This is a genomic window from Parabacteroides sp. ZJ-118 (assembly GCF_011038785.1).
GTDB lineage: Bacteria > Bacteroidota > Bacteroidia > Bacteroidales > Tannerellaceae > Parabacteroides.
Genome location: NZ_JAAKDT010000005.1, coordinates 33,018 through 47,255, shown reverse-complemented (window position 1 = coordinate 47,255; position 14,238 = coordinate 33,018). Strand labels below are relative to the sequence as shown.

General features: G+C 55.9%; 10 protein-coding genes. 7 read left to right on the top strand and 3 right to left on the bottom strand.

The window, feature by feature from the left end; translation table 11 throughout:
- Window positions 1-9: 9 nt before the first annotated feature.
- Window positions 10-1,830, bottom strand: a complete 1,821-nt coding sequence (locus tag G7Y39_RS03035; RefSeq protein WP_165154943.1) for a TrkH family potassium uptake protein — start codon at window positions 1,828-1,830, stop codon at window positions 10-12.
- Window positions 1,831-2,070: 240 nt separating this feature from the next.
- Here G7Y39_RS03035 and G7Y39_RS03030 point away from each other — a divergent pair, with 240 nt between their 5' ends.
- Genes G7Y39_RS03030 through xylE form a run of 4 tightly spaced genes read left to right on the top strand, consistent with a single transcriptional unit; the run spans window position 2,071 to window position 7,228 of the window.
- Window positions 2,071-2,811 (top strand): NUDIX domain-containing protein, encoded by a 741-nt coding sequence (locus G7Y39_RS03030; protein ID WP_165154942.1) that lies wholly within the window; start codon window positions 2,071-2,073, stop codon window positions 2,809-2,811.
- A 12-nt stretch (window positions 2,812-2,823) separates the two neighbouring features.
- Window positions 2,824-4,308: a xylulokinase gene (locus G7Y39_RS03025; RefSeq protein WP_165154941.1), complete on the top strand. Its 1,485-nt coding sequence runs from the start codon at window positions 2,824-2,826 to the stop codon at window positions 4,306-4,308.
- 37 nt (window positions 4,309-4,345) lie between these two features.
- The gene (xylA, locus tag G7Y39_RS03020) at window positions 4,346-5,677 is read left to right on the top strand and encodes a xylose isomerase (protein WP_165154940.1); all 1,332 of its coding nucleotides are present in this window, start codon (window positions 4,346-4,348) and stop codon (window positions 5,675-5,677) included.
- A 3-nt stretch (window positions 5,678-5,680) separates the two neighbouring features.
- On the top strand, window positions 5,681-7,228 hold the full coding sequence (xylE, locus tag G7Y39_RS03015; protein ID WP_165154939.1) for a D-xylose transporter XylE: 1,548 nt from the start codon (window positions 5,681-5,683) through the stop codon (window positions 7,226-7,228).
- 148 nt (window positions 7,229-7,376) lie between these two features.
- On the opposite strand, the gene G7Y39_RS03010 is transcribed toward xylE, so the two are convergent.
- Window positions 7,377-8,177 (bottom strand): DUF6261 family protein, encoded by an 801-nt coding sequence (locus tag G7Y39_RS03010; protein ID WP_165154938.1) that lies wholly within the window; start codon window positions 8,175-8,177, stop codon window positions 7,377-7,379.
- Between the two features lie 608 nt (window positions 8,178-8,785).
- Here G7Y39_RS03010 and hypD point away from each other — a divergent pair.
- The 3 genes from hypD to cysQ all read left to right on the top strand — a co-directional run bounded on the left by hypD (window position 8,786) and on the right by cysQ (window position 13,014).
- The gene (hypD, locus tag G7Y39_RS03005) at window positions 8,786-11,221 is read left to right on the top strand and encodes a trans-4-hydroxy-L-proline dehydratase (protein ID WP_165154937.1); all 2,436 of its coding nucleotides are present in this window, start codon (window positions 8,786-8,788) and stop codon (window positions 11,219-11,221) included.
- A gap of 4 nt (window positions 11,222-11,225) precedes the next feature.
- A complete protein-coding gene (locus tag G7Y39_RS03000) occupies window positions 11,226-12,131 on the top strand; it encodes a glycyl-radical enzyme activating protein (protein ID WP_165154936.1) in 906 nt (301 codons plus the stop codon).
- A gap of 73 nt (window positions 12,132-12,204) precedes the next feature.
- Window positions 12,205-13,014 (top strand): 3'(2'),5'-bisphosphate nucleotidase CysQ, encoded by an 810-nt coding sequence (gene cysQ / locus G7Y39_RS02995; RefSeq protein WP_165154935.1) that lies wholly within the window; start codon window positions 12,205-12,207, stop codon window positions 13,012-13,014.
- On the opposite strand, the gene G7Y39_RS02990 is transcribed toward cysQ, so the two are convergent.
- Window positions 13,001-14,065 carry a mechanosensitive ion channel family protein gene (locus tag G7Y39_RS02990; RefSeq protein ID WP_165154933.1) on the bottom strand — a complete coding sequence of 355 codons (1,065 nt, stop codon included), beginning with the start codon at window positions 14,063-14,065 and terminating at the stop codon, window positions 13,001-13,003. The two genes, cysQ and G7Y39_RS02990, sit on opposite strands and share 14 nt — an antisense overlap.
- Between the last annotated feature and the right edge of the window lie 173 nt (window positions 14,066-14,238).

The following is a 14,238-nucleotide window of genomic DNA, read 5'->3' as shown; positions in this document are numbered from 1 at the left end:
ATCTTGTTTTTACATTAATAGATTCTCTTGTGGATATGTATAATTCTTTTTCGTATATTCCTTGCAGAAGCTTACGAGGAAGGCCAATACCCCGATACGTCCGACCAGCATCGTGGCGATAATGATGATTTTCCCGACAGGGGTGAGGTGAGGGGTATAATCGATGCTCAGGCCTACGGTACTCAAGGCGGAAACAACCTCGAACAATAGGGAGAACAGGGGTGCTCCTTTTTCCGTATAGGATAATACCCACGTAGCGATCGCCACCCACATGAAGTACATCATGATAATAGCGAATGCCCTGCGGATGGCGAATGGGGCGATCTCCCGTTTTCTCACTTCCACTTTCTCTTTCTCACGCGCGGCGTTCAGGGTCGTAACCAGAGCTACGAAAACGGTAGTCACTTTCAATCCGCCGCCGGTGGACATAGGGGCGGCCCCGATTACCATAAGGATCAACGTCAGCATTAGGGTAGGAGGAGCCAGCGCCGTCATATCCGCCACGTTGAATCCTGCCGTCCTGGGCGTGACGGCGCCTAAGAACGCGTTTGCCAGTTTCCCCCGCAGGGGAAGGTCGGCCAAGGTGTTGTCATACTCGAAAAAGAGGTAGGAGGCCGTTCCGGCGGTTAACAGGATCAAGGTGGAGATAACAACGATGTACGTATGCACGTTGATAATACGGGGCGTATGGATATAATGCTTTTGCTTGCCGATCCATATCTTGATACCATTCATCAGCAAGTGATGCAAGAGCTTCAGGTAATTGAAGACGATCGGGAAGCCCAAGCCTCCGAGAATGATCAGCAGGGCTATCCAGAGATGGAGGTTGTATTTATCCGCCACTAACGGATCGTACATATTGCCGCTCAAGGTAGAGATCCCCGCGTTACAAAAAGCGGACACGGCGTGAAACATCGCGTAGAATAATTCCTGCCGTATACCTCCCGGCAGGCTTCCCCGTATGTCCATATAAATGAAATAGGCGCCGATCCCCTCGATAAACAAGGTCACGAAAAGAATATTCAGGATGACCCGGAACAATCCTCCCGTCCGATCCTCGTTCAACATATCCTTCAGCATCATCTTGCTCGTAAAAGAGGATTTCCCCATGAAGGAGAGAGCGAAGAAAGAGGTAAATGTCATGACTCCGATACCGCCGATCTGTATCAAGATCAGGATGATAATATGTCCGATATGCGTGAAACTGGTGGCTACGTCGACGCTGGTTAGTCCGGTTACGCATACCGAGGTCGTGGAGATAAACAAAGCGTCGATAAACGGAATCCGGCGCGTGGTGGCGTTCGGCAACGACAGCAGCCCGGCCCCGATCAATATCACGAACACGAAACTGAGCAAGAAAAGCAACGAGGGCTTGATCCGTGTCTGCACCAGGGTGAAGGTCTGCCGGGACAAGTGAATCGTGCTAAGCAGCAATAATAAGACATATACGAAGAGAGGTCTCGTAAAGAAAGACAAGTAAGGCAAGGCGTGCGCTATGGCATCCTTGAAAAACAGCTTGCCGGATAATACGGCGAATAAAAGGAAATAGATGCTGATGTCGAGATACAACATTTTCTCCTGTATGATTTCTTGGAACCTCACCACGTACCGGAGTGTTATGCCCGTGAAAAAAGCCAGCAGGATGAATGGACGGGAGCTCTCCAGGATATGGACGGAATCGGGTGTCTGTACAAAGCCGGATTGGTAGATCAGCACGAAGAAAGAGGCTAAGGAGGCGAGTAGGATGATCGCTTCCGCGATCCCGTTCAACAATCCCTTCACTTTACCCCAATAAATCAGCCAAGAGAAGTATATGTTTTTTAGGTTCATGTCCGATGTCTTATAGATAGAACAAAGGTAGGAAATAAAAGTTAGAGGTCTGTGAAAGCGCCTTCATTATTTGTTCTCATACTAATTGTTTCGCTTACATTATGTGTTGTATAGCATATTGTACGATGTACGATACTGAAATATCAGAAGAATAATCGATTAGGAGGTGTAAAAAAACTCTTTTATGATAGCTTTATTAAGAAAAACACTTATATTCGCGCAAATCTGATTACCGATATCATGGATACACAAAACGAGAATAGAGAGATGCTTTCCCCGTATGTTTCCGTAGACTGCGTTCTGCTCGGCATCAATGATGACAAGCTCACCGTGCTGCTGGCGGAGCGGAAAAGCGAGGGGGGCGAGTTGATCGGCTATAAATTACCCGGCAGCCTGATCTATGAGAACGAGGATCTGGATGACGCCGCCTATCGGATACTGAACGACTCGACCGGATTGAAGCGCGTCCAATTGAAACAATTCCGTTGCTTCGGTTCCCCCGCCCGTACCTCGAACCGGCTGGACGTGATGTGGTTGGAGGCGACCTCCAAGGTGAAGATCGGGCGCTTGATCACGGTCGCTTATCTCGCCTTGTGCAAGAACGCCAGGAAGAGCTGTCCGGCCGATAAATCCGACTCGATCCGCTGGTGCCCGATCAACGAGCTTCCCCGTTTGCCATTCGACCATAAAGAGATCATCGAGGCCGCCATACAAGAGATCCGTAATTGGGTGGAGAAGGAACCCGCCATCATTTTCGACTATATGCCGATGAAGTTCACGGCGTTCCAGCTTAGGCGCACGTACGAGGTGATCTATAACCGCGAGATGGACGTGCGCAATTTCCATAAGAAGATGAATTCCTTGAACTACGTGGTGCCCACGGACGATAGGCAAGACGGGGTCGCCCATCGCGCCGCGCGGTATTACCGGTTCGATAAGGTGAAGTACAATCAGCAACGTTCGAAGTTTAATAAGTTATAAAACCATACGATTATGTGTCTGTTAGGATGTGACATTGGAAGTTCTTCCATCAAGGTCTCTATTGTCGATGAGGAGACCGGGTTAACAATAGGTGCGGATTTTTATCCCAAAGAAGAGGCCCCGATCCAGGCGTCGCGCCCGGGGTGGGCGGAGCAAGATCCGGAGGATTGGTGGTCGTACGTGAAGATCGCCATGAAAGGCGCCATGAGCAAGGCGAAGGTGAGAGGCGAGGAGATCAAGGCGATCGGCATCTCGTACCAGATGCACGGCTTGGTGGTGGTGGACAAGAAGATGGAGGTGCTTCGTCCGTCGATTATCTGGTGTGATAGCCGCGCCGTTTCTTACGGCGAGCGCGCGTTTAAGAATATAGGCGAGAAGCGGTGCCTCTCCCACCTGCTGAACTCGCCGGGTAATTTTACCGCTTCCAAGCTGGCTTGGATCAAGGAGTACGAGCCGGATATTTACGACCGTATCCATAAGATCATGTTGCCGGGAGATTTCGTGGCGATGCGCCTGACGGGAGACATCGCGACTACGGTTTCCGGTCTGTCGGAGGGGATTTTCTGGGACTTCAAGCAGAACGCCTTATCGGAGGATTTGCTGAATTATTATGGATTCAGCAAGGAGCTGATCGCCGACATCCGTCCGACGTTCGGTTTGCAGGGCGAGGTTACCGCCTCCGTCGCGGCCGAGCTGGGATTGAAGAAGGGTACGCCGGTCACCTATCGCGCGGGCGACCAACCGAATAACGCTTTATCATTGAATGTATTGAACCCGGGCGAGATAGCGGCTACCGGAGGGACTTCCGGAGTCGTGTACGGCGTGAACGGCAAGGTGAATTACGATACGCTTTCCCGTGTGAACACGTTCGCCCACGTCAACCATACGACGGAGCAGACCCGTTTGGGCGTTTTGTTGTGCATCAACGGGGTCGGTATCCTCAATTCTTGGATCAAGCGGAATATCGCGCCGGAAGGCATCAGCTACGACGCGTTGAATGATTTGGCGGCCACGGTCCCCATCGGCTGCGACGGCCTTTCGATCTTGCCGTTCGGAAACGGGGCGGAGCGTATGTTGCAGAATAGGCAGGTCGATTGCTCGGTGCATGGATTGAACTTCAACATACATTCCCAGGCGCACATGGCCAGGGCGGCGCAAGAGGGTATCGTGTTTGCCTTCAAGTACGGCATGGACATCATGAATGAGATGGGGATCGATATTCAGGTGATCCGCGCGGGGAACGCGAACCTGTTCCTAAGCCCGATCTTCCGGGACGCTTTGGCGGGCGTGACGGGTACGGTGATCGAGCTGTATGATACGAACGGCGCGGTAGGAGCGGCCAAGGGCGCCGGTATAGGCGCCGGCATCTACAAGAACGCGGAGGAGGCGTTCGCCTCCTTGAAGAAGATTAACGTGATCGAGCCGGACGGCCTCAAGGCGAACGCGTATTGCGGGGCGTTCGAGACGTGGAAAGAGCGATTGGAACGGTCCATTTAACGGCTGAGTTGGTTACATTTTTAATATATATATCATTATGAGTTACTTTAAAGGAGAGAAAGAGTTTTTCCCGGGAATCGGATCGATTCAGTTTGAGGGACGCGAGTCAAAAAATCCGTTGGCATTTCACTATTATGACGCGGATAAGGTAGTGATGGGTAAGACGCTGAAGGATCATCTACGCTTCGCTATGGCCTATTGGCATACCTTGTGTGCCGAGGGGGGGGATCAGTTTGGTGGCGGAACAAAATCATTCCCTTGGAATGAGCGTACGGACGCCATCACCCGCGCGAAGTACAAGATGGACGCCGCTTTCGAGTTCATGACCAAATGCGATATTCCTTACTACTGCTTCCACGACGTGGACGTGGTTGACGAGGCTCCTACGCTGGGCGAGTTCGAGAAACGCCTGCAGACGATGGTGGAGCACGCCAAGGAGCACCAAGCCGCTACCGGGAAGAAGCTGCTATGGTCTACCGCGAACGTGTTCGGGCATAAGCGTTATATGAACGGCGCCGCTACGAACCCTTACTTCCCGGCCGTGGCATGCGCCGGCACGCAGATCAAGAACGCTATCGACGCCTGCATCGCCCTGGGGGGTGAGAACTATGTGTTCTGGGGCGGCCGCGAGGGCTATATGAGCCTGTTGAACACGAACATGAAACGGGAGAAGGAGCATTTGGCCATGATGCTGACGATGGCCCGCGATTATGGCCGTAAGAACGGTTTCAAGGGTACGTTCCTGATCGAGCCGAAACCGATGGAGCCGACGAAACACCAATATGACGTGGATTCGGAGACCGTGATCGGCTTCCTCCGCCATTATGGCTTGGACAAGGATTTCGCCCTGAATATCGAGGTGAACCACGCGACCTTGGCCGGGCATACCTTCGAGCATGAGTTGCAAGCCGCCGCCGATGCCGGCATGTTGTGCAGTATCGACGCGAACCGCGGCGATTACCAGAATGGTTGGGATACGGACCAATTCCCGATGGATATCTATGAGCTGGCGCAGGCTTGGCTGGTGATCCTCGAGGGAGGCGGCCTGACTACCGGCGGTACGAACTTCGACGCCAAGACCCGCCGTAATTCCACGGACCTGGAGGATATCTTCATCGCTCATATCGGTGGTATGGACGCTTTCGCCCGTGCCTTGATGATCGCCGCCGATATCCTTGAGCACTCAGACTACCGCAAGATGCGTGCCGAGCGTTACGCCAGTTTCGACGCCGGCGAGGGTAAGGCGTTCGAGGATGGCAAGCTGACGCTGGAGGATCTTCGTACGATCGCCTTGCGTGACGGCGAGCCGAAACAGATCAGCGGCAAGCAGGAACTTTACGAGATGATCGTCAACCAGTCGATTCGGTGATTCATGAGAAATAACAACACGTATATTTTCGCTCTTACCCTGGTCGCCACCCTGGGCGGCTTGTTGTTCGGGTATGACACGGCGGTGATCTCCGGCACGGTGGAGTCCTTGCGCGCGTTTTTCATCGAGCCGCAAGGGCTTCCGTTGGATCAGGCGAACGCCTTGGAGGGGTTCGTGGTGAGTAGCGCGTTGATCGGATGTATCCTCGGCGCCTCGTTCGCCGGGTGGATCAGCCAGCGTTATGGCAGGAAGCCGACGCTGATCCTGGCCGCGGTCCTTTTCCTGCTTTCCGCCGTCGGCTCGGCCTGGCCGGAGTTGTTTGTCGGCAGGCCCGGGAGCGGGGACCATACATTCATGTACGCGTTCGTGGCCTATCGCATCTTGGGCGGGGTCGGCGTGGGGCTGGCCTCCATGGTATCGCCGATGTATATCGCCGAGGTGGCTCCGGCCGATCGCCGGGGGAACCTGGTGGCATGGAACCAGTTCGCCATTATCTTCGGTATGCTGGTGGTCTATTTCGTGAATTACACGATCGCCCTCCAGGGAGACGCCGCCTGGCTGCACGCCACGGGCTGGCGCTGGATGTTCGCCTCCGAGATCATTCCGGCGCTGTTGTTCCTCTCGTTCTTGATGTTCGTGCCCGAGACGCCTCGTTACCTCGTGATGCGCGGGCGTACGGAGAGGGCGTTGGCGGTCTTGAGCCATCTGATGGACCCGGCGTCCGCCGGCCGCGAGCTGGAGGACATACGGGATAGTTTCAAGGAGAAGGCTCCGTCGATGAAGCCCTACTTCCGGTTCATAGGGACTTGGCTGGCGTTGTTCCTGGCGGGCTACGGGTTGTTGTCGTGGGCCGGCAACACGAGCGCGCTGGAGATCGCCTTGTTGGCCAGCTTCTGCGTCGCCTTGCTGTTCCCGATCCGGTCGTTTGGCGCGCTGATCATCCTGGTGGGCGTGTTGCTCTCCGGTTTCCAGCAATTCGTGGGGATCAACGTGGTGCTTTACTATGCCCCGGAGATCTTCAAGACGATGGGAGCGGCTACGGACGCCGCCCTTCTGCAGCAGATCGTGGTAGGGGCGGTGAACCTGTCGTTTACCGTATTGGCCATCTTCACGGTGGATAAGTTCGGACGCCGCCCGTTGATGATGATCGGGGCGCTTGTCATGGCGGTATCCATGCTGGTCCTGGGCACTACGTTCTATACCCATTCGGTGGGTATGGGATCGTTGGCCTGCATGCTGGTCTATACGGCGGGGTTCGCGATGTCGTGGGGCCCGGTTTGCTGGGTGTTGCTGGCCGAGATCTTCCCGAACTCGATCCGCTCCACGGTGATGAGTATCGCCGTGGCGGCGCAATGGATCGCCAACTTCCTGGTGTCATGGACATTCCCGATGCTGGATAAGAATCAATACCTGACCGATACGTTCAATCACGGTATGGCCTATTGGATCTATGGCGTGATGGGCCTGTTGGCGGCGTTGTTCATCTGGAGGTTCGTCCCCGAGACGAAAGGGAGGACGCTGGAGGAGATGGAAGACTTTTGGCGGAGGTAATATGGGGGAATCGTATCGTTAGGATCTTCGCGCGGAGAAGACTCTCCCCCGGGGGGTGGATGGACACAGCCGGGGGGCGAAATAAGAGGGGAGGGTGTCGCACGACAGCCTCCCCTCAATCCTCAAAATGTATGACAAGAAAAAAAATCTATCCCTCTTCTTCCTCCTCCTTCCGCTTGTTCGCGTTCCTCGTGGCGCGTGCCTTGATGATCGCGTTCTGGCGGTCGATGAGGACGTTGAGGGCGTTGATCACGTGGATGTAGTCCGCGTCGCCGTTCACCTCGGCAAGGGCGTTGAGGCGTTTCGCCGCGGATCGGTACGCCTCGTCGGTCGCCTTGCGGGCGGCCTTGGTCGCGCCGGTCACTACGCTGGATTTCTGCGTGTTCCGCTCGGCGAACAGCTCCAGGAAGCGAGCCGTCTCGGCCTTCAATTGGCTTACCCAGCCGTCGATATGGAGGGCGGCGAGGCGGTTCGACGCGATCCTCTTCACGTCCGTGGAGAGGAGGGAGAGCTCATCGGGCGATCCCGAGTCCGATACACCGTCGAACGCCTCCAGCTCCTGTATCAGGTTGTGCAACACGCCCGCCTCCTCCAGGTAGGGAAGGCCGGTGGGGTTGCCGTATTTCTTGAGGATGACGCGCGCCTCGCGGGCCACCTCGGCGATGTCGGGGTCGTAGAAGGTCTCCATGGTGGCGACTTGACTGTTCAATCCCCGGTAAAGCTTGTCGCAGATATCGTCTTGCGCCTCGATGGGCTTGCTGAGGACGTGCTCGCCGCCGCTCTGCTTCAGCGCCTCGTCGAACGCCTCGTAGGCGGTCTCGTAGGCTTGGTACGCGGGGACGAACTTCTCGTCCGTACATTTACTCATCTCCGCTACGGCCAGCTTGTGGAAGCCGAAGGATTCTTCTTGACGGGCGACAGCCGTGTTGTAAACTTTTATCTCTGCCATGTCTCTTTGTTTGTTTTTATAGGTAAATATTAAAGTGAGTGAATAGCGATTTTAAAACCATGCGAATATAAGGCTTTTTAGTGGAATATCCATGGTTATTTCCCGAAATATATTTTCGCGTCGGGCTATTTTGGGGCTGTCCATCGGATGGCCGGGCGGTTTTTCGCCGTTTTGGGGCTGTCCATCGGATGACCGGGCGGTTTTTCGCCGTTTTGGGGCTGTTCATCGGATGACCGGGCGGTTTTTCGCCGTTTTGGGGCTGTCCATCGGATGACCGGGCGGTTTTTCGCCGTTTTGGGGCTGTCCATCGGATGGCCGGGCGATTTTTCGCCGTTTCGGGGCTGTCCATCGGATGACCGGGCGATTTTTCGCCGTTTCGGGGCTGTCCATCGGATGACCGGGACGCGGTTTACATGAGGCCGCGAAAGCGCGGGAGGGTATCGGAGCCCTAAATTCGTTGAAATTATTTCCCTTCCGGAGGTTCATCGGTCGATAAATTCCCTTACTTTTGCCATCGCGCTTCAAAGACGAACAAGCGTTATGTGTCGCACGGCGGTGTGTACACATTCTATATGTATTACGTTATCCTTTTAAAAGAACAAGTTATTATGAATACGACTAGCCATGCGCCCTCGTGCGTACACGATCGGGCGATCCCTTCTACGGGCGCGAACAACCTGGGCATGAACGACCGCGTCAAGCGCCTGCGCCGGCGGAGCTTCGAGGCCCAGCCCTCCCTCTCGATCGAGCGGGCCCTGATCGAGACCCGTTTCTACCGGGAGAATTACGGGAAGTATCCGATCCCTATCCTGCGTGCCCTGAACTTCCTGGAGATCTGCAAGCGGAAGACGATCTATATCGGCGAGGACGAGTTGATCGTCGGCGAGCGCGGACCCCGTCCCAAGGCCGTGCCCACCTTCCCGGAGCTTACCTGCCATAGCGTGGAGGACCTGCATATCCTGAATACCCGGGAGCTGCAGCGTTACACCATCTCCCAGGCGGATATCGATACCTACGAGCGGGAGGTGATCCCGTACTGGAAAGGCCGTACGCAGCGCGAGCGCATCTTCGGCCACGTCCCCAAGGCTTGGAAAGAGGCCTACGAGGTGGGCATGTTCACCGAGTTCATGGAGCAACGCGCCCCCGGGCATACCGCGCTGGACGGCAAGGTCTACCAATATGGCCTGCTCGACCTGAAGAGACGCGTCGAGGGAGAGCTGGGCGCCCTGGATTTCATGAACGATCCGGAGGCCACCGACAAGCAGGAGGAGCTGACGGCCATGTCGATCTCCTGCGACGCCGCCATCCTGCTGGCCGAGCGACACGCCGACCTGGCCGACGAGATGTCTCTCACCGAGAAAGATCCTCGCCGCGCCGCCGAGCTGAGGAAGATCGCCGAGGTATGCCGCTGGGTGCCTGCCCACGCGCCCCGTACCTATTGGGAGGCGATCCAGATGTACTGGTTCGTCCACCTCGGCACGATCACGGAGCTGAATGGCTGGGATGCCATGAACCCGGGGCATTTCGACCAGCACCTGGCCCCCTTCTACGAGCGGGAGGTCGCCGCCGGTACCTTGACCCGCGACGAGGCGAAGGAGCTGATGTCTTGCTTCTTCATCAAGGTGAACAACCACACCGCCCCGCCCAAGGTGGGTATCACGGCGAAGGAGAGCGGGACCTACAACGATTTCACGAACCTGAACATCGGCGGTATCCGGGCGGACGGCAGCGATGGCGTGAGCGAGGTCTCCTATATCATGCTGGAGACGATCGAGGAGCTGCACATCCTCCAGCCCGGCAGCGCCATCCACGTCAGCGCCCGTACGCCGGAGCGGTTCCTCCGCGCCGGGTGCCGGGTGATCCGCCAAGGCCACGGCTACCCGTCGGTATTCAACCCGGATGTCTACGTGCAGGAGTTGATGCGGCAAGGCAAGTCGCTGCGCGACGCCCGCGAGGGCGGTTGCAGCGGTTGCATCGAGGTGGGCGCCTTCGGGAAGGAGGCCTACGTGCTGACCGGTTACCTGAACGTGCCGAAGATATTGGAGGTGACGCTGCACGACGGCGTGGACCCGGTAAGCGGCCGCGCCGTCGGCCTGAAGACCGGCGACCCCCGCGGCTTCCGGACGTACGAGGAGCTTTACGAGGCCTTCATGCGCCAGGTGCGTTATTTCGTGGACATGAAGGTACGGGTCAGCAACTACATCGACCGCATGTTCGCCAAGTACGCCCCCGCCACGTTCCTCTCCCTGTTTATCGACGATTGTATCGCGAAGGGCCGGGACTACTACGACCGCGGGCCCCGCTACAACACCACGTATATCCAGTGTACCGGATTGGGCACGGTCACCGACAGCCTCTCCGCCTTGCGGAAACATGTCTTCGACGACAAGAGCTTCACGATGGAGGCGCTGCTGGGCGCGCTGGCCGACAATTTCGAGGGGCATGAGCCGATGCGCCAGCTGATCCTGAACCGCACGCCCTTCTTTGGCAACGACGATCCGTACGCCGACGAGATCGCCGTGAAGGTCTTCGACGATTTGTATGACGCGATCGAGGGCAAGCCGAACACGAAAGGGGAGTGTTTCCACCTGAATATGCTCTCCACCACTTGCCACGTCTACTTCGGCAAGGTGATGGGAGCCACCCCGAACGGCCGCCTGGCCGGGCGCGCGATCTCCGACGGTACCTCGCCCTCGCACGGGGCGGATACCCACGGGCCCTCCGCCGTGATCAAGTCGCTCGGCAAGCTGGATCAGGTGAAGAGCGGCGGCACGCTGCTGAACCAACGCTTCCTGCCGAGCCTGCTGAAACGGGAGGAAGACCTGTCGAAGCTGGCCTCCCTGATACGTAGCTACTTCGCCCTGGGAGGTCATCATATCCAATTCAATATCGTGGATTCGGAGACGCTTCACGCCGCCCAGAAGTGTCCGGAGGACTACCGGGACCTGCTGGTCCGCGTGGCAGGCTATAGCGACTATTTCAACGATATGAACGCCGATCTGCAAGCGGACGTGATCGCGCGCACGGAGCAAGAGACTTTCTGAGGCCATGCTGTTGTTCGATATCAAGCGATACGCCATAAACGACGGGCCGGGCATCCGCGTCACGATCTTCATGAAGGGATGCCCGCTGGCCTGCGTGTGGTGCCATAACCCGGAGGGCATATCGCCCCGGGCGGAGCGGCTGTATACGAGAAAGAGGTGCATAGGCTGCGGGGCCTGCGTGAATGCCTGCCCCGCCGGGGCGCTGACCTTGACGGAGGCGGGGATCCTCGCCGATCGCGCCTCGTGCCGCGCGTGCGGCCGGTGCGCCGCGGTCTGCCCCACCTTGGCGGCGGAGATGTCGGGCCGCGCGTATACCGCCGACGAGATCATGCGCGAGATCGAGAAGGAGACACTCTTCATGGATCGCTCCGAGGGGGGCGTCACCTTCTGCGGCGGAGAGCCGTTGTCGCATCCCGCGGACCTGGTCGCCCTGCTGGATCGCTGCGGAGCCTCGGGAATCCATCGCGCGGTGGATACGACCCTGTTCGCCTCGCCGGATACCGTCCGGAGGGTCATGGCGCGCACGGACCTTTTCCTGGTGGACTTAAAGCATATGGATTCCGGGAGCCATCGTCGTTTCACGGGGGTCCCGAACGAGCCTATCCTCTCCAACCTCCGGATGATCGCCGAGGCCGGCGCGGACTTCCTCATCCGCGTCCCCTTGATCGAGGGTGTCAACGCGGACGAGGAGAATATCGCCCGCTCCGCCACCTTCCTGGCCTCCTTGCCGTGGAGGCGGAAGGTCGTCAACCTCCTCCCGTATCACGACATCGGGAAAGGCAAGCACGATAAGCGAGGGACCCTCTACAACCCCGCGAACCTCCCGCTATCCACCCCCTCCGAAGCGGTCTTGCGAAGGTGTATCGATCAATTCGCCGCTCGCGGGATAACCGCGTCGGTCGGAGGATAATCGGAGAGGGAGGCCCCTCAATTTGTTTTTTTTCCTATATTTGCTCATTGACAAAATCATAAAACGAGAAGTGATGATGAACTACGCCAATTATCTTTACATAGCGATCCGCGCCGCGGTAGACGCGGGCAAGTCGATCATGGATATTTACAACGATCCCGGCTCAGACTTCGGGATAGAGAGAAAAGCGGACAACTCGCCGTTGACAAAGGCGGACAAGGCGGCCCATCGATTGATAACAGACGCGTTGTCCGTCACCCCGTTCCCCGTCTTGAGCGAGGAGGGGAGGGAGATCCCGTTCCGGGAGCGCTCCGAATGGAAGACGCTGTGGATCGTGGATCCGCTGGACGGTACCAAGGAGTTTATCAAGAGAAACGGTGAGTTTACCGTGAATATCGCCTTGGTGGAGGAGGGCGTGCCCGTGCTGGGGGTCATCTACGTGCCTGTCCGGAAGGAGTTGTATTTCGGCTCTTCCTCCGTGGGGGCTTATAAGTTTACGAGGATCGATAGCAGCAACCAGCCCTCGATGGACGAGATGAGACAGCGAGCGATCCATTTGCCGATGGCGCTGGCGCATCAGGGAGTCGTGGTGGTGGCGTCCCGGTCTCACCAGACGGAGGAGACCAGCGCCTTCATCGATAATCTCCGCAAGCAGGGAAAGCCCGTCACGTTGATCAGTAGCGGCAGCAGCCTGAAGATCTGCCTGGTAGCGGAAGGCTCGGCCGATATCTATCCCCGTTTCGCCCCGACGATGGAGTGGGATACCGCCGCCGGCCACGCCATCGCCAAGTCTGCCGGTTGCGACATCTATCACATTGACGGCAAGACCCCGCTTCGCTACAACAAGGAAGATTTGCGTAATCCGTGGTTTATCGTGAAGTGAGGGGAGGCTCCTCCCTCTGAATGTGAATCGTTCGTGTCGGGAACGCGAAATCGATGCCCGCTTCATGGAATGCGCCCAGGATCTCCAGATTCACATTTGAGGTCACCCCCAAGATATCTCCCTGCTTTTCTATATGATAGATGTACATGATATTCAGCGAGGAGTCTGTGTATTCTGTGAAGACAGCTATGGTATCCGATGGCTTGGGAGATACGTTTTCTATCCTCTCGGGAATGGCTTTCAGTATACGCAGGGCTTCTTTCATTTTTCCGGAGGTCGTGCCGTAGGTCAACCCCAGTTTCAAAACGACCCGGCGCATCGGTTCGGAAGAGATATTTATGATAGAAGCGTCTGTGACTTTATAATTGGGGAAAATGATGACGCGCTTGTCGTAGTCCATGATTTTCGTGCTCCGGACCCCGACGTCGATTACGGTACCCTCGAAATTATCCACACGAATCGTATCACCTATATTGAAAGGCTTATCGGTCAATATCGTGAAAGCGCCGAACACATTTTTCACGGTGTCTTGAGCCGCCAGGGCAAATGCGATACCTCCGATACCCAGCGTACCTAACAGCGCGCCAATATTGACTCCAACATTGCTCAAGGCCATGGCGAGACCGGTTATCCACACGATGACCAGTATCGCCCGTCTGATAATCGGCATCATCTTATTGGTTTGCCCGTCCGGTTGGCGCCCCCAGTACATTTGCGACAAACGGCCGGACAAGCGGGCCAATATCCAAGTGATGTCTAAAACAATCAGTATCTTGTAGGCGTTATCCACTATTTCCACGAAGCGATCCGGATAAACCAGCCTGTGAATGGCTATCCAAATACCGAGTAACATGATCGCGAACCTGACGGGCGATTCCAACGAATAATAGATGATATCATCCAAACGATTATGGGTACGGGTGATAAACGGATTGAGTATTTTTTTGCTGAAGAATGATAGTAGCTTCATCAAAACAATTGTTCCTAAAATAATAAGTATGGAAATACCCCAATCTTCTAAAGTATTTCCCTGGATTTCTCTTTCTAGCATAATCGAATTTTTTTTAATTAAACAGTTGTATCAAGTTTGAGCGTGTCTGGGATTTCCTTGATCTTGGATGATATAAAAACAAACAGATGAGGGAAAAGTATGATTCATTACCAAGTGAATTATGTGTATAAAAAGAATTATTAAGATTATTTGTGGTATCCCATCGAAGGGAG

Bases quoted from the DNA above. Each gene is read 5' to 3' on its own strand.
- G7Y39_RS03025 (WP_165154941.1), top strand. From the start codon at position 2,824: ATGTGTCTGTTAGGATGTGACATTGGAAGTTCTTCCATCAAGGTCTCT.
- hypD (WP_165154937.1), top strand. From the start codon at position 8,786: ATGAATACGACTAGCCATGCGCCCTCGTGCGTACACGATCGGGCGATC.
- xylA (WP_165154940.1), top strand. From the start codon at position 4,346: ATGAGTTACTTTAAAGGAGAGAAAGAGTTTTTCCCGGGAATCGGATCG.
- G7Y39_RS03030 (WP_165154942.1), top strand. From the start codon at position 2,071: ATGGATACACAAAACGAGAATAGAGAGATGCTTTCCCCGTATGTTTCC.
- xylE (WP_165154939.1), top strand. From the start codon at position 5,681: ATGAGAAATAACAACACGTATATTTTCGCTCTTACCCTGGTCGCCACC.
- G7Y39_RS03035 (WP_165154943.1), bottom strand. From the start codon at position 1,830: ATGAACCTAAAAAACATATACTTCTCTTGGCTGATTTATTGGGGTAAA.
- G7Y39_RS03010 (WP_165154938.1), bottom strand. From the start codon at position 8,177: ATGGCAGAGATAAAAGTTTACAACACGGCTGTCGCCCGTCAAGAAGAA.
- G7Y39_RS02990 (WP_165154933.1), bottom strand. From the start codon at position 14,065: ATGCTAGAAAGAGAAATCCAGGGAAATACTTTAGAAGATTGGGGTATT.
- G7Y39_RS03000 (WP_165154936.1), top strand. From the start codon at position 11,226: ATGCTGTTGTTCGATATCAAGCGATACGCCATAAACGACGGGCCGGGC.
- cysQ (WP_165154935.1), top strand. From the start codon at position 12,205: ATGATGAACTACGCCAATTATCTTTACATAGCGATCCGCGCCGCGGTA.